This window comes from Mucilaginibacter sp. L3T2-6, assembly GCF_030519355.1.
Lineage (GTDB): Bacteria > Bacteroidota > Bacteroidia > Sphingobacteriales > Sphingobacteriaceae > Mucilaginibacter.
Window position 1 is genome coordinate 78,943 of the sequence record NZ_JAUMKC010000017.1, and the last position, 15,966, is coordinate 94,908.

14 protein-coding genes are annotated in these 15,966 nt (G+C 44.6%); 7 read left to right on the forward strand and 7 right to left on the reverse strand.

What is annotated here, in order from left to right; translation table 11 throughout:
- Positions 1-23: 23 nt before the first annotated feature.
- Positions 24-1,097, forward strand: coding sequence for a glycoside hydrolase family 76 protein (locus Q3W13_RS17990; protein WP_302866124.1), 1,074 nt, complete (start codon positions 24-26; stop codon positions 1,095-1,097).
- Positions 1,098-1,124: 27 nt separating this feature from the next.
- Here the strand turns inward: Q3W13_RS17990 and Q3W13_RS17995 are convergent, their stop codons facing one another.
- The 3 genes from Q3W13_RS17995 to Q3W13_RS18005 form a co-directional block, all read right to left on the reverse strand.
- Positions 1,125-2,027, reverse strand: a complete 903-nt coding sequence (locus Q3W13_RS17995) for an alpha/beta hydrolase (protein WP_302866126.1) — start codon at positions 2,025-2,027, stop codon at positions 1,125-1,127.
- A 102-nt stretch (positions 2,028-2,129) separates the two neighbouring features.
- Positions 2,130-3,219, reverse strand: a protein-coding gene (prfB, locus tag Q3W13_RS18000) for a peptide chain release factor 2 (protein ID WP_302866128.1) whose coding sequence is annotated in 2 segments (ribosomal slippage) — positions 2,130-3,158 and positions 3,160-3,219 — 1,089 coding nt in all. Because the reading frame shifts where the segments join, the coding sequence is not laid out codon by codon here.
- Positions 3,220-3,359: 140 nt separating this feature from the next.
- Entirely contained in the window at positions 3,360-3,797 is a 438-nt protein-coding gene (locus Q3W13_RS18005) for a hypothetical protein (RefSeq protein WP_302866129.1), read from the reverse strand.
- A 256-nt stretch (positions 3,798-4,053) separates the two neighbouring features.
- Between Q3W13_RS18005 and pgi the strand changes: the two genes are divergently transcribed.
- Entirely contained in the window at positions 4,054-5,700 is a 1,647-nt protein-coding gene (pgi, locus tag Q3W13_RS18010) for a glucose-6-phosphate isomerase (RefSeq protein WP_302866131.1), read from the forward strand.
- 615 nt (positions 5,701-6,315) lie between these two features.
- The gene (locus Q3W13_RS18015) at positions 6,316-6,744 is read left to right on the forward strand and encodes a CBS domain-containing protein (RefSeq protein ID WP_302866132.1); all 429 of its coding nucleotides are present in this window, start codon (positions 6,316-6,318) and stop codon (positions 6,742-6,744) included.
- A gap of 27 nt (positions 6,745-6,771) precedes the next feature.
- Here Q3W13_RS18015 and Q3W13_RS18020 read toward each other — a convergent pair whose 3' ends face one another.
- The 3 genes from Q3W13_RS18020 to Q3W13_RS18030 all read right to left on the reverse strand — a co-directional run bounded on the left by Q3W13_RS18020 (position 6,772) and on the right by Q3W13_RS18030 (position 9,542).
- Positions 6,772-7,722 carry a hypothetical protein gene (locus Q3W13_RS18020; RefSeq protein WP_302866133.1) on the reverse strand — a complete coding sequence of 317 codons (951 nt, stop codon included), beginning with the start codon at positions 7,720-7,722 and terminating at the stop codon, positions 6,772-6,774.
- A 93-nt stretch (positions 7,723-7,815) separates the two neighbouring features.
- Entirely contained in the window at positions 7,816-8,316 is a 501-nt protein-coding gene (locus Q3W13_RS18025) for a hypothetical protein (RefSeq protein WP_302866134.1), read from the reverse strand.
- 50 nt (positions 8,317-8,366) lie between these two features.
- Positions 8,367-9,542 carry a class I SAM-dependent RNA methyltransferase gene (locus Q3W13_RS18030; RefSeq protein WP_302866135.1) on the reverse strand — a complete coding sequence of 392 codons (1,176 nt, stop codon included), beginning with the start codon at positions 9,540-9,542 and terminating at the stop codon, positions 8,367-8,369.
- An 82-nt stretch (positions 9,543-9,624) separates the two neighbouring features.
- Between Q3W13_RS18030 and Q3W13_RS18035 the strand changes: the two genes are divergently transcribed.
- On the forward strand, positions 9,625-9,987 hold the full coding sequence (locus tag Q3W13_RS18035; protein WP_302866136.1) for a DUF3127 domain-containing protein: 363 nt from the start codon (positions 9,625-9,627) through the stop codon (positions 9,985-9,987).
- A 158-nt stretch (positions 9,988-10,145) separates the two neighbouring features.
- Here the strand turns inward: Q3W13_RS18035 and Q3W13_RS18040 are convergent, their stop codons facing one another.
- Entirely contained in the window at positions 10,146-11,000 is an 855-nt protein-coding gene (locus Q3W13_RS18040) for a T9SS type A sorting domain-containing protein (RefSeq protein ID WP_302866137.1), read from the reverse strand.
- A gap of 231 nt (positions 11,001-11,231) precedes the next feature.
- Here Q3W13_RS18040 and Q3W13_RS18045 point away from each other — a divergent pair, with 231 nt between their 5' ends.
- The 3 genes from Q3W13_RS18045 to Q3W13_RS18055 all read left to right on the forward strand — a co-directional run bounded on the left by Q3W13_RS18045 (position 11,232) and on the right by Q3W13_RS18055 (position 15,792).
- Positions 11,232-13,055: a sensor histidine kinase KdpD gene (locus tag Q3W13_RS18045; protein WP_302866138.1), complete on the forward strand. Its 1,824-nt coding sequence runs from the start codon at positions 11,232-11,234 to the stop codon at positions 13,053-13,055.
- 141 nt (positions 13,056-13,196) lie between these two features.
- On the forward strand, positions 13,197-13,889 hold the full coding sequence (locus Q3W13_RS18050) for a response regulator transcription factor (RefSeq protein WP_302866139.1): 693 nt from the start codon (positions 13,197-13,199) through the stop codon (positions 13,887-13,889).
- Positions 13,890-14,223: 334 nt separating this feature from the next.
- Positions 14,224-15,792 carry a M20/M25/M40 family metallo-hydrolase gene (locus Q3W13_RS18055; protein WP_302866140.1) on the forward strand — a complete coding sequence of 523 codons (1,569 nt, stop codon included), beginning with the start codon at positions 14,224-14,226 and terminating at the stop codon, positions 15,790-15,792.
- The last annotated feature ends 174 nt before the right edge of the window (positions 15,793-15,966 follow it).

Genomic DNA, 15,966 nt, shown 5'->3' on the forward strand with positions numbered 1-15,966 from the left:
AATTGCCGCCCTGTCTATCCATTATGAAAAAAACTACAATAGCTGCATTGTGTGTATCCATATTTATATGCACTGCAAAAGCACAGCTTCCAGATTATAAAACCCGCATTAATTACCTGTATGCAGGCATCAACAATAAGCTGAGCGATAAAAAGACCGGCCTTTACTACGAGACTACCGATAGTACAAAAAACGAGAACCTGCACAGCTGGCTATGGCCGCTTTGCGCGCTGATACAGGCAACCAACGAAATGGAGGCGCTGCAACCATCGCAGCATTATATGCAGCCGGTAGTAAACGCGATCGATCAGTATTACTCTGACGCGCCACCCAGGCCCGGTTACCAGGATTATGTGTTAAAAGAGCGGCGTAGCTCCCGGTTTTACGACGACAACCAATGGATTGCTATTGCTTATCTTGATGCCTATGACCGTACTCATCATAAAAAGTACCTGGACGATGCCAAATTGATCTACCGTTTTATGATGGGCGGCTTAGATACGGCGGCGGGCGGCGGTCTCTATTGGAAGGAAGGTGATAAAACCACTAAAAATACCTGCTCAAACGGCCCGGGGATTTTAGTCGCGCTGCATTTATATAAACTCACCAAACAGCAGGACTATTTAAATACAGCCCTCGCCCTGTATAAATGGACCAATGCATGTCTGCAGGCTCCCGAAGGAATCTATTACGATAATATAAAAATACCATCGCTTAAAATCGCTAAGGCGTTTTATACTTATAACACCGGTACTATGCTGCAAGCCAATGCACAGCTTTACCTGCTCACACACGATAAAAAATATCTAACCGAGGCACAACGTATAGCGGCTGCCGGGAAAGCACATTTCTTTAAGAATGGCAGGCTTCCGGCAGATTATTGGTTTAATGCCGTTATGTTGCGGGGATATACCGAGCTCTATAAAATCGACAAAAACCAAGGCTGGCTGGATTTTTTTAAAACCGATGCCGATAATATCTGGCAGCAGGAACGCGGCGAAAACAACATGTTAGGACCGAAACCAGCCAAACGCCTGATAGACCAGGCAGCAATGATTGAGATTTACGCCCGGTTGCTGGGAGATGGAAGGTATTAAATAATACTAAATACAGAAGCCTGCTGATTATAAAAATCCGTTCTCGTCTAACCAGTTCCTGGCCCAGTCTATCCACCTGTTCTTGCTTTTCGGGTCGACCAGGCCAAAGCCATGGCCGCCTTCCTGAAACAGGTGCATTTCGGCTTTTACTTTTGCTTTCAGCAGGGCCTGGTAAAATAATAAGCTGTTTTCAACCGGAACAACATCATCGTCCTGTGCGTGCACCAGGAAAGTGGGCGGGGTGTTTGCAATTACCTGCTTTTCGTTGCTGTAAAGATTTACAAGGTCTTCAGATGGTGTTTTTCCGATAAGGTTTTCGCGCGAGCCAACGTGGGCCATTGGCCCAAAACTGATAACCGGGTAAATCAGCATCATAAAATCAGGCCGGGCGCTAATATTGTCTTTGTCCTCCACTAAAACCTTATCAAAATGTGTCCCTTCGGTTGATGCCAAATGGCCGCCTGCCGAGAAGCCGATTATGCCTATTTTATTCGGGTTAATGCCCCATTTGGCAGCGTTGCGGCGTACTGTTAAAACAGCCTGTTGTGCATCCTGCAGCGGGCCGATGGTTTTATCAACCATAATGCTGTCGCTGGGCAGGCGGTATTTAACTACAAACGCGGTTACGCCCAAACTTGAGAATGCCTCGCCGATGGCCTTGCCTTCATGTCCGCTGGCTAACCCCGCATAACCTCCGCCCGGATAAACCACAATGGCGGTTCCGTTCGCGGTACCCTTCGCCGGAAAGTACGGCGTAATAGTAGGGATACTTACGTCGGTTATCCAGTCTTTATCGGTTTTTTCGATATAGGTTTTTGGGGTGGGTTTAGAATTAGGAACGCCGTGAGGGTACAAAGGCATGGGTTTTTCCTGCGCGCGTGCAACGGCTACGGCAGAAAAAAGCATTAGGGCACATATCGCTGTTTTCATAATTACAGATTAGTCCGAAAAGTCCGCAAGTCCGAAAGAAGCTGCAACTAACATTCCGGCAAAAAATAAGTTATCTAAAGTTTTACAGTAAATCTATCTGTTTTACTTATCTCCTCCAAACTCCATCAGGTATGCTTTCAAAAAGTCATTCAAGTCCCCATCCAGCACTGCCTGGGCGTTTGAAGTTTCATGATCGGTTCGCAAATCTTTCACCAGCTTGTAGGGATGCAGCACATAGTTGCGTATTTGCGAGCCCCATTCAATTTTCTTTTTATTACCCTCAATGGCGTTAGTGGTTTCCATACGCTTACGCATCTCGATCTCGTACAATTGAGATTTTAACAGGCGTATGGCATTTTCTTTATTCTGCAATTGTGAGCGCGATTCCTGGTTCTTGATGATGATACCGGATGGCTTGTGATACAAACGTACTGCGGTCTCCACCTTATTCACGTTTTGCCCGCCGGCGCCGCCCGAACGGAAGGTCTCAAACTCGATATCCGCCGGGTTTACCTCGATCTCGATGGTGTCATCAACCAGCGGGTACACATAAACCGACGCGAACGAAGTATGGCGCTTGGCATTGGAGTCGAACGGAGAAATGCGCACAAGGCGGTGCACGCCATTTTCGCCTTTCAGGTAGCCATAGGCAAATTCGCCTTCCAACTGAAGCGTTACGGTCTTTACGCCCGCTACGTCCCCTTCCTGGAAGTCCTGCTCGGTTACCTTATAGCCATTCTTTTCGCCCCACATAATATACATTCGCATCAGCATACCAGCCCAGTCGCAGCTTTCGGTGCCACCGGCTCCGGCGGTTATCTGCAATACGGCATTGAGCTGGTCCTCTTCAGCCGAGAGCATGTTTTTAAACTCAAGCTCCTCAACTTCTTTAATAGCAGCGTTATATTGCTCCTGCATTTCAGCTTCTGTAGCATCGCCCCCCTGGAAAAATTCAAAAAGCACGCCGGTATCCTCAACCGCCGAGGCCACCTTTTGAAATGCGTCTGTCCAAACTTTCTTAACTTTTATAGAAGCCAGTACCTTTTCGGCTTCCTTCGGATGGTCCCAAAAATGAGGGCCTACGGTTATTTCCTGTTCCTGTTGTAAGGCATCGAGTTTCTTATCGATGTCAAAGATGCCTCCTCAGGGAAGTTACTCTATCCCTTAAATCCTGGATTTGTTCTTTAGTCATAGTGGCAAATATAGTTATTGAGTTGTATTGTTGGAAGGTTGAAATGCTATTGGGGTAAGTATAATGCCAGGCTAACAACACAAAAGGGCTGCAAATCATCGTCTGCAGCCCTTTAAACTATTATAACACTCTAATTAAAATCAGGCAACCATCATCTGGTTTACCAGGTGGCTCATGTCGGCCTGGTTGCCATTGAGTTTCGAAAGGAAGTGGCCCAGGCCAAAATCCATATTTTTTGAATCTTTTGATTCTTTAACCAATTCCGCCATAACCGGGGTTATCAACGAGTTGGCCGTCTGCATAGCAGAATCAGGCTCGATGCCGTAAAAATTATTCAGCTTGTTGGCAAACCTGTTAATGATGCTCGACACAAGGGTATTGTTGTAAATACCCGAAAACTGGAAGAACTTGATAAGGTCTTTTATCTTGCCCGTCTCCAATTGGTTTTTTAACACCTCGATAATGGAACTCGAAGCTTCGTTTATAACTGCTTCGTGGTATTTCACAGGGATTGCGGGGTTGTCAATAACGGCCGTCCCGGCGTTATTTTTGACAAGCATAAACAGTTTTTCAAACATGGTGTTATGTGTTAGATGTCGTTTTAATAAAATGATAAAAAAAACAAATTTCTTTAATCATTGATGCAAATATACCAAATACGTATTTTGAAATTCAAAACAGAAAACGAGTTCTGTTAAAAATATGACAATTCACTTATTGTAAAACAAACACTATGTATGGTGTGTTGAAATAACACTTAGGTGTCATACATTTGAGGAATTATAGTACCTCAAAGTATTAACTTGTTACATTTGCCTTAAAATCATTTCAATTATGCTGCCAAACACCGATTTCACGACCACCCAGGCCTATAAATACCTGGCCGACCATTACATCGACATCGCCCAGCAAAGTCTAAAAAGTCTTTTTGATGCTGACAGAGAACGCTTTGCAAAATTTTCCCTGCTTTTTGAGGATATGCTGCTTGATTACTCAAAAAACCGCGTTGATGAGCAAACTGTAGCTTTGTTAATGCAGCTGGCGCGCGAGTGTTCAGTAAATAAGGCAATTGAAGCCATGTTTAGTGGCGAAATAATCAATGTTACAGAAGGTCGCCCGGTACTGCATATCGCCTTGCGCAACCGCAGCAATAAGCCGATCTATGTTGAAGGAAAAGACGTGATGCCCGATGTAAACCGTGTGTTGCAGCAAATGAAAAGCTTCAGCGAGGCGGTGATCTCCGGGTCATGGAGAGGCTATACCGGTAAAGCTATTACCGATGTGGTTAATATCGGTATCGGTGGTTCTGATCTGGGGCCGGTGATGGTTACAGAAGCGCTGAAGGCTTACAAGAATCACCTGAACATGCACTTTGTTTCCAATGTGGATGCAACGCACATAGTTGAAACTTTAAAACCCCTAAATCCTGAAACTACCCTGTTCCTGGTAGCGTCAAAAACTTTTACTACGCAGGAAACCATGGCTAATGCACACAGCGCACGCGATTGGTTCATCCAGAGCGGCGGTAAGGATGAGGATGTAGCCAAACACTTTGCGGCACTGTCTACCAATAGCGAGGGTGTATCCAAATTCGGTATCGACACCAAAAATATGTTCGAGTTTTGGGATTGGGTGGGGGGCCGCTATTCGCTTTGGAGCGCAATCGGTTTGTCAATCGCCCTGAGCATCGGCTTTGACAATTTTGAACAATTGCTCGACGGCGCTCATGCTATGGATGAGCACTTCCGTTCAACCGAACTGGAGCAAAACCTTCCGGCTACGCTGGCTCTGATAGGCATCTGGTATAACAATTTCTTTGAAGCCGAAACTAACGCCATACTGCCCTACGACCAGTATATGCACCGTTTTGCTGCTTACTTTCAGCAAGGCGATATGGAGAGTAATGGCAAGCACGTAGACCGAAACGGCAACCCGGTAGATTATCAAACCGGTCCGATCATCTGGGGCGAGCCCGGCACCAACGGTCAGCATGCATTTTATCAGCTGATTCACCAGGGAACAAAACTAATCCCGTGTGATTTTATTGCGCCTGCACAATCACATAACCCGCTTGGCGAACACCACAAAATGCTGTTGTCAAACTTCTTTGCACAAACGGAAGCTCTTATGAACGGTAAAGATCGCGAAACCGTGGTAGCCGAATTAAAAAAAGCCGGTAAAAACGATGCCGAAATTGAAAAGATTGCGCCGTTTAAAGAATTTGAAGGTAACCGCCCCACCAACTCTATACTCATTAAAAAAATAACCCCGCGCAGCCTTGGTTCGCTGATAGCCATGTATGAACATAAAATATTTGTACAGGGCATTATCTGGAACATTTACAGTTTCGACCAATGGGGCGTGGAGCTCGGCAAGCAATTAGCCGGTAAAATATTGCCTGAATTAAAAGATGATGCTGAAGTAACTACACATGATTCATCAACGAATGGCCTGATTAATCAGTACAAAGCGTGGAGGTAACGCTACGAGCTGCGCAATAGTAATATGCAACCACGGGCGGCTTGCTGAAATTTATTTCGGCAAGCTCATCAAAGGCATAGACGTAGGCACGCAACCGGCATTCCCGGTACGCGTAAGCCAGGCTTTTTCTTAAAACGGCGGCTTAACCTGTAAATGCATTCTATGTCCTGGATGAACAAAAAGCTGTAATCAGGGTTTCTCCCTTAAACTTTATGGTATGATTTTAATTGCTTATCAGTTAAAATCCGGTAACGGTCTTTTAAGCATTTGGCACAAAAGTATCTTCTGACGGGAATAAAGAATAATATGTTACGACCGAACCAGTTCCGGCGCTTTTCGAAGTGATAAGGTGCTGAGCATTTGGAACATCTCAGTATTTCTTTCTGTATTGGCATTACAACTCTCTTAACCAGGGGCGTACAAAGTTACGTTATTAATTAATATATGCATTTGGTAAGGATTTTTTTACAATAGGTTAACCTCAGATAAAATCAATGGCGGATCTGCTGGGCTCTTACCCATTCCGCGGCAGTAATTTAATTAGCTTGTGCAACAGATAATTAAATATGATTTATTATATTTGATAAACACGTTACCAACCAAAACCCTGATTTTATGAAAAAAGTCTCCAACATACTTGCCCGTAAAGGCAGCGCTGTAATTGCGATTGATGGTAGCACCACCGTTTTAGAAGCGTTAAAGCTTATGGCCGATAAAAATATCGGCTCGGTAGTTATTACTGAAAACAATGCCTATGCAGGCCTGCTTACTGAACGCGATTATGCACGGAAAGTGATATTGCAGGGTAAATCATCTCTTGAAACACAGGTACGTGAAATTATGAGCACTGATTTTCCCAGGATGATACCTGAAAACTCTGTTGAAACCTGCATGCACGTAATGAGCGAAAACAATCTGCGGTACCTTCCTATTTTTAAAGATGGTATTTTGTGCGGCATTATCTCTATAAGCGACGTAGTTACCGAGACCATTCTTTCGCACGAGGAGACGATTGAACAATTAAAGAGCTATATTCAGTCTTAGCGAAAGTCAGAGAAGCTTAGCACATTGTTAATCAGAAGGTTTCAAATCCGAAATGTCAATCTCGTAAATATTACGCAGTCCGTTTTTTGTTGAGTGCAGCAGCTTGTTTATTGCTGCTGCGGTAGCCTTGCCGTCCTTGTAAATGGGCCTTTCGGCGGCTCTTTCATGATAGGATGTGAAGTACAATTTTTTGTCATCCCTTGATAAACCAGGCGCATTGTCGCTGCCTTTGGTGTTTATTTTTGAGCCCAGGTTAACCGGCTCCGACCAGGATGTATCTTTTTTAAATGATACCCACAGATCCGCCCCGCCAAGCCCTTTCCTGTTTGGACTGCTGAAGATTATAAAGCTTTCGTCGTGGGCGACCATCGCATCAAAATCAAAATACCTTTTATCATTAAACGACAATGGTTCTGGTGGCAGGTATTTACCATTCTTTAATTTACATACATAAATGTCGCCATCCCCTTTTCCATCTGCAGAGTGAAAATAGGCGTTGCCATTATCAGCGAAAGACAGGTAGTTTATCCTGATGCCATCCGGCAGAGGAAGGTTAAACAACACAGGCTTTGATACCACTTTACTCCCGTTCAGCTCCACGTAAAAGTAATGATAATCGTAATCCTTAAAGTCCGCACCACCAACCGGCCTGTCTGATGCAAAATACAAACGCTTGCCATCTGCCGATACAAAAGGGTCCGTATCCCGGAAAGTTCCGGTGAAGTTTACCGGTTCCGGGTCAGACCAGCCTGATACAGTTCTTTCAGCATAAAAAATAGCGATATAGTTCCAGTTAACGGTTGCTTTGCTAAAGAATACCGTGTTGCCATCACGGGTAAAAGAAGTGTTAAAGACAAAATCGCCTGCAGATATTTTGCCCTCGCCAAGTAGGCGGGCAGAATCTTTAAGAGCAATGGTTTGCCCGGAAACAGCGATTGAACTAATTAAAATGCAAGCGATGGTTAACAAACCTTTCATTATTCTTTTTAGCAAAAGAAAGCAGATGCAAACCGCCCGTAAAAATTATTCAACCAAAGCTTTATGGTTTTTAATGGATGACCAAAAATCCCTTTACAAGAGCACGTCATAACTGATAGTAACCGCCGGCAGCAATGTAGCCATGTCGAGAGGCACCTGGTTATTAGTAAAAATCGGGCGTTTGCGCCGGTAGTTGCTCAAAGCCGATTTTTGCAGGCTGGGTTCGTCGTTTTCGGGCAGGTTGTAACGAATATATACCGGCAGCAGAAAGTCGTGGCTTTTCTCGCCGGCGGGGATAGTCCAGTTACCATTAGATTTTTTAATGGCGGCTATTACAGGGACGGTTAGATTAGCGTCATCAGCATAAAACACTATCGTTTTACTCACGTCGCCTTTATCGTCGGCCGTAAACTTAAAAATTACTACGCCGGTAATCCTGCGGTTAGTAATATCCGGCGATACCACCAGGCTGTCTTTAAAAAAGCGGGTCATTTTGTCCTTTCCGCCTTTAAAAGGAAAAGCCAGTTGCTGCTTTTGTGCAAAGCAACTGATGGTTATAAGCAATGCTGTTATTGATAATGCAATTTTTTTCATAGCGTTAGTTGACATATTTAAATAATTGCAGATCAAACCGGACCGCCAGCTCAATCAAGCGGCTTTGGCTCTCTCCTGGTCCCCTGGTACAGTTCGTATTCCAACAGGCGGCAGTCGAGCTTGCCATTATAAAATTCAATCCTTCGGGAGGCTTTCAGTCCTATCACCTTCGCTAAATCGGGATTGCCGGTAAATACATAGCCGCGATAACCCAGGCACCTGGTTTTCATAAAGTCGCCTACTCTTTTATAGGTTGCTTCTAACTTTGCATGCGTGCCCAGGCGCTCCCCGTATTCAGGGTTAAACATAATTATCCCCGGCATCTCCGGAACCGGCGTATCTGCAAAATCACAAACGCTAAAATCAATCAAATGTTCTACGCCTGCAGTTTTTGCGTTTTTTTGAGCGATATCCACCGCATCTGCCGATATATCCGATGCAATAATTTTAAAGCCCGTTTCTTTTTTTGCTTTGTCCTTCAGCTTTCGGCGCTCTGTAAAAAACACAGTTTCATCATAGTCCATTATGTGCATAAAGCCATAGTTCATGCGGAATAGCCCCGGGCTTTTGTCTGTCGCCAGCAAGGCGGCTTCTATAGCCAGTGTTCCTGAGCCGCACATCGGGTTAATGAATGTACTTTTTCTGTCCCACCGCGTAGCGATAATAGTTGAAGCTGCCAGCGCCTCAAGCATGGGCGCCTTGCCGGGTATTTTGCGGTAGCTGTGCTTGGCCAGCGTCTCGCCCGATGTATCTAAAAATATATCGGCCCGGTCATCCTGCCAGTAGAGGTGCACCACAGTTTTGTTGGCATCGGCGCCGGAGTTGGGCCTTACACCCTTTATAGATTTTATACGGTCGGCAATCGCATCCTTAACTTTTACATTGGCAAAAAGCGGGGTGGTGATATGTTCGTTGTTTACGTTAGACGTTACAGAAAAATAGCCGGAAAAATCTATCAGCTTTTCCCATTCAATGGCAACCAATTCATCGTAAAGCTGCTTAGGGTCGGTCGCCCTGAAGTTTTTTAAATGATACAATACCTGGCTGGCGCAGCGCAGGTTAAGGTTAAGTGCTATACAGTCATTGACCGTCCCCAGGAGTTCAACTCCGGTTTGAAAGACCCTTGTTGGTTTAAAGCCCAGTTCCTCAACTTCCTGCTGAAGATATGGCGATAACCTTTTATTACAGGTTATAATTATTTTATTTTCGGTGTGGAAAACTTGCATGATTTTGTGCGAATTTAGGAATTAAATACGCCCGATTTTACTTCTGAACTATTAACTTTACATTTTTAATTTTTTTGACATTATGGAAGTTAAAGGTAAAGTACATGAGGTTGGGCCAACTACACAGGTTACCGACTCGCTGAAAAAGAGAGAACTTATACTTGAATATATCGAGAATCCACAATATCCGGAATATGTAAAATTTGAGGCTATACAAGACCGCTGTAATATTTTGGATAATGTAAAAGTGGGTGATGACGTTGAAGTTTTCTTTAACCTGCGCGGCCGCCCATGGACTGATAAAACAGGCAAGAAAAGCTATTTTAACACCCTGGCGCTTTGGAAAATAAACCAGTTAAGCCCGGCTGGCAGCTCACCGGCTCCTGAATACGCACCGCCGGCCGATATCAGTGCTACACCTGACGAAGACGATTTGCCGTTTTAACCGGCTTGCAGTTGCCCGCGGGCAGTGTGCAGTTAAAAATAAACAGAGAAAGCCAGTTCATATATAGCTGGCTTTCTCTGTTTATTTACATTTTTATCAGCGGCATAGCCATGGTAATCTATCCACTGACTACTGCAAACTTAAAACTGCCGGCTGACCTACTCCTCTTTCATTATCTTCTTCATTGCGATGTTCTTTCCCTGTTTTACTTTCAGATAGTAAATACCGTTGAGGCCAAGCGGAAAGCTTTTGCTAAAGGTGTTTTTGGCTGCTTTTTCTGACCATAACGCCTTACCCTGGCTATCGCTCAACGTAACTTCAAAAGGCGCTTTCGACGGCAGGTTAAACATCAGCAAAATTTTTCCGCTTGAGAATTGCGGAACAATACTGAAATCGGTTATCTCAAACTTTGGCCCTTCAACATAAGGCATCCGCTTCAGGTCATCGTCTGATATGTCAGATACATGAAAGCTTACATGGGTAACAACTCCGTCGCCATTTGTATTCTCAAAATCGAAGTTTTGTGTATTGCGGCGCCCATGTTTGCGCATTGGCATACGGTCGAAAGCACGCTCCCGCATACTCATCTCATCCGGACGCTCATCGTCAAAACGATAGCTGAACGTCATACGTTTTCTGCCGCCCATTTTGTCCGGCCTTTTTAAGCCGAGGGTGTCTTTACGCCAGGTCATCATCGGCCCTTCGCCGCGACCGTAAAAACTTTTATAGTCAACCATGCCGGTATCAATTCGCTTAAATAAAAATTTATGCCGCATGTGGTCGTTTTGATTGCCGGTGATGACCTTAATATCATTCAGCGCGCTTTCCCTTTCAGCGCCCGTCAGGTCGCGCAGGTTTTTACCATTGATCGTGGTGTCGCCGTTTTCAATGCGGATATCTACATCTTTTTGCGTTTTTATCTGTGCGAGCAGTATCGGTGGCAGCCCGAGTATCATCACTAAGGCAAATGCGAAAATAAATTCGAAGCCGGGTTTTTGGATATGTGTTTTCATGATGGGGTATTTGTTTAAGTTAATTAACTTTAATAGGTTTTTTATATTGTTTTTACTGCAGGAATGTTACGTTTTTCCGCTGCGTAGATAAGTGCCGGGCAGAAGACCTGTCTTGTTAAGTCAAATTTAAGCAAACAACTATATTTCAGTATGTTAATAACAGGGTATAATTTGTTAAATTTTGTTAAAAGAAATTTTGATGAGCGTATTTAAAATATTTTTGTTTTTACAATGAAGAAAAGGAGTATAGCGCTTATAATCGGCTTAATGAGTTTTGCGCTTTTGGGTGTGATCACGATGCAATTGTACTTTTTAAGGCAGTCGTACCAATTGCAGTCGGAATTGTTCGACCGCTCTGTGAACGAAGCCTTAAATAACGTGGTGGCGAAAATCAGCCGTCATGATGCGTTAAACTTTTTAAACACGAAAACCAGGCATAGACAGCAAAAACAAAATACCGCATGGACACCGGGTAAATCCCTTGCCGACAACGGCAATGTGGAATCCGGCTTACCAAAAAGCAACCCCAGGCATAAGCTTACTGCCCGCCAGAAGAAAATTGCACTGCTGCGGGATAGCTTGCGGAAACTTATCCTCAACAGGAAAATGGATGAAGAATTTTCCAAGCTTACCCAGGATGGCAAATACGACCTGCAGATACAGTTTGAGGAATTTACGGATGAATACGGGGTGATGCACAGGCGGGTTACTCCTGCGCTGGTTAGAAACCCGTTGGTTCCGGCTGCGGCCAGGCACCAGAAGCTGCATAAATATGACACTGTACGTTATATATACAGCGACCCGCAGTTTGGCAAACAAATTATATCCATTCCGCACATCAATGCCCAATGGGCGCGTGAGCAGGACCGGAAGCTAAAAGAAAGGCAGCTGGAAGAAGTGCGCAAGATGCTGGAGGATGATTCCCTTCAAAACATGCCGCAAAATAACAGCAAAACCACGGTGATCGCCAACCTTGCCGAGGAATATGGAAAATATGGGGAGCCACTTCGCCTGCGCCTCGACCCTATGTGGATAGACACGCTTATCCGCTTCGAACTCCATAACAAAGGCATTAACCTGCCTTATAGCTACGAGGTAACGATGGCCAATAAAGACTCACTGATATTTTCGAAAGCCAGCGACATAACCGGGGAGAAGCCTGTATTTGATGATAATACTTATCAAACCCCGATATTCAGCAAAGACGTAATAAATGATCCCGGTTTAATAAAGATTGCATTTCCGCAACGTAATGTATTGCTGGTAAATAAAATGACGGCATCGCTGGCCACTACAGGAGGTTTATTACTTGTCCTGGTCTTGTGCTTCGGCTACACCATTTTTTCGATACTGAAACAAAAGAAAGTATCTGAAATGAAAACCGACTTCATCAATAACATGACCCACGAGTTTAAAACTCCGGTATCAACTATTATGATCGCCAGCGAAGCTTTAAAAGATAATGAGATCGCCGGCGACAGGAGCAGGGTAGCACGCCTGGCCAACATTATTTATGAGGAGAACGAGCGCCTGGGCAGCCATATTGAACGGGTATTGAATATTGCGCGCATTGAGAAGAACGACTTTAAGCTGGATAGAAAGCCTATTGACGTTAATGAAATGATTGCGGTAGTTGTGGACAGCATGGAATTGAAATTGCAAAAACATCATGCAGTCATCCATCTGCAACTTGATGCGGAGAATTCCACAATCAGCGCCGATGAACTGCACTTTTCAAATGTGATTTATAACCTGATAGATAATGCCATAAAATATAGCGTCAACGCGCCGGATATTACTATAACAACGTTGAATAAAAACGGCCAGGTAGTTATAAAGGTAGCTGATAAAGGTGTAGGCATGAGCCGCGACCAGCAAACTAAAATATTCGAGCAGTTTTACCGCATACCAACCGGCAACCTGCACGATGTTAAAGGCTTTGGTTTGGGCTTAAGTTATGTAAATACGGTTGTAAAGCGATTAAACGGGATCATCAGCGTGAAATCGGAAAAGGAAAAAGGCTCGGAATTTGAGCTGAAATTCCAGGTGGCATAAGGAAAGTCCGTAAAGCCTGTAAGTCCGAAAGATGCTGCAAAGTCCATCGCGATAGATTTTTTAAGTGCATCGTTATAATAAAATCGAATTCAAATCTTTCGGACTGCCGGTCTTTTCCGGCTTTCCGGATTAAAATATCACATGAAGAAAATATTACTAGTTGAGGATGATCCGAATTTGGGGCTGCTGTTGCAGGACTATTTGCAGTTGAAAGGCAAATTTGACGTTGTGCTTTGTAAAGACGGTGATGAAGGGCTGCGGGCTTTCACCAAACAAACATTCGATCTGCTCATCCTTGATGTAATGATGCCCAAGAAAGATGGCTTTACGCTGGGTAAAGATATCCGGAAAATAAACGAGCATGTGCCGATTATTTTTGCTACCGCCAAAGGCATGATCGAAGATAAAACCCAGGCATTTAACCTGGGCGGCGACGACTATATCACCAAGCCCTTCCGAATAGAAGAACTCCTGCTTCGCATAAACGCCTTGTTGAAAAGAACAAGCAATACCGAAAAGCAGGAGGAAGAGAAACAAACAACATTTAAGCTGGGAAAATATAGCTTTGACTATACTGCGCAGCTGATCACCACCGGTGACAGCCAGCAAAAGCTGTCAACCAAGGAAGCTGAGCTGTTGCGGCTGCTCTGCATCCGAAAAAATGAAGTGCTGACCCGCGAGGAAGCCCTGTTGAATATCTGGCACGACGACAATTACTTTAACGGCCGCAGCATGGATGTTTTTTTAAGTAAGATCAGAAAGTATTTAAAGGATGACCCGTCGGTTGAGATTATTAACGTACACGGGCGGGGGTATAAGCTGCTGATAAATTAGGTAACCGAAATTACGTAGCCGGATAAGTACTATTTCTCCTCCTGATTTTCAAGATCATTGATGTGTTTGGCTCTTCCGGAGGCTAACTACCGGTAAAATTCCGCCCGGTTTTTTACTGCTTCTCCAGCCGTTTGCCCCTAAATCTTGTTCTGGTCAAACGATACTCACTCACACACAAATATACCTCAAATTAATTACTGTATGTAACAACTTTGTTAATACACTTACTGAGTTTTGCAGTTTTTAATAAATAAGTTTGCTATCAACTGATCTAATTAAAAACATGAAGCCGGCGTGAGAAAATTTCACAATGGCCTCAAAATTAACTAACTGTATGAAAATAAAATTACTTTATTCTTGCCTGCTTGTAGCAGCAACTGCGGGCGCCGCGCTCGCACAGGACACGCCCGACCCGGCGATGACCCAAAAAATCCGCGAAGAGGGGCTTAACCATTCCAAAGTGATGGATATTGCTTTTCAGCTTACTGATGTTGCTGGTCCGCGTTTGGCTGGCTCGCCAGGTTTAAAACGCGCACAGGACTGGGCCGTAAGCACACTAAAGACCTGGGGACTTTCAAACGTAGCGCGCGAACCCTGGGGTAAATTCGGCAAAGGATGGGAGGTACAGAAAAATTATGTGGCCATGACCGTGCCTTATTACCACGCCCTTATTGCTATCCCCAAAGCCTGGACACCGGGAACTAACGGATACATCAGGAATACTGTGGTTTTAGTAAAGGCTGATACTGTTACTGACCTGGACAAATACAAAGGCACGCTGAAAGACAAAATTGTAATATTTGATACTAAACCTGGCGTGGAGCGAACCTTCAAGGCCGACGGAGTTCGGTATACCGACGAGGAGCTCGATAAAATGGCGCAGGCTACCTCTCGCCCGGCAGGCGACCGCAGGGCACAGTTCGATCGCAATTCGCCGCGTTTCAAAGCTATGATGAAGGCCAGGGCCATGCGCGCTACTGTCGATAAGTTTTTACAGGACGAAGGCGTTGCACTTATATTGACCCAGGCAAGGGGTAATGATGGCACAGTGTTTACTACCAACGGCGCATCGTATGCTGATACTGCGAAAGCTGTGTTGCCGGAATTAGAAACCAGCGGCGAAGATTTCCAGCGGATATTACGCCTGGTAAAAGGCGGCATAGCTGTGAATATCGAAGCCGACATTAAAACGCAATTCTATACCGATGACTTACAAGGCTATGATGTGGTTGGGGAAATACCCGGCACCGATAAAAAACTAAAAGAACAACTGGTGATGATCGGCGGACACCTCGATTCATGGCATGCTGCAACGGGAGCTACTGATAATGCCGCAGGCAGTGCTGTAATGCTCGAGGTAATGCGAATTTTAAAGGCGGTTAACTTTCATCCCCGCCGTACTATCCGCATAGCGCTGTGGAGTTCTGAAGAACAAGGCTTGTTTGGTTCGCGCAACTATGTGCTTAACCATTTTGGCGATCCTAAAACTATGGAGCTTAAGCCAGAACAGGCAAAGGTATCTGCATACTATAACCTGGATAACGGCAGTGGTAAGATCCGCGGAATTTATTTACAGGGCGATTCACTTGCCGGCCCGATATTTAAGTCGTGGCTTGCGCCTTTTAAAGATCTTGGAGCGAATACAGTAACCATTGAAAACACCGGCGGAACCGACCACTTGTCGTTTGATGCAGTAGGTATACCTGGTTTCCAGTTTATCCAGGATGCGCTTGACTATGGTACACGCACTCACCACAGCAACCAGGACACTTATGATAAGCTAAGCGAAGATGATATGAAACAAGCCGCTACAATCATCGCGTCATTTGTTTATAATACATCGCAACGTAATGAAATGATCCCGCGCATGCCGCTGCCAAAGCCGCAACCGGCCAGGAATTAGCCTGGTTAGTAGCAGCCTGGTTCGGACTGAAAAAACAGGAAGGGCTTCCAAATTTGGAGGCCCTTCCTGTTTTATACGCTAATTCGGTGAACTGGCACTATATGTTGCTGCCATAAATAGCTCGATTTGCTTCCTGCGGTTGATGTTATCAAGCCTATAAAATCTTAACGTTAT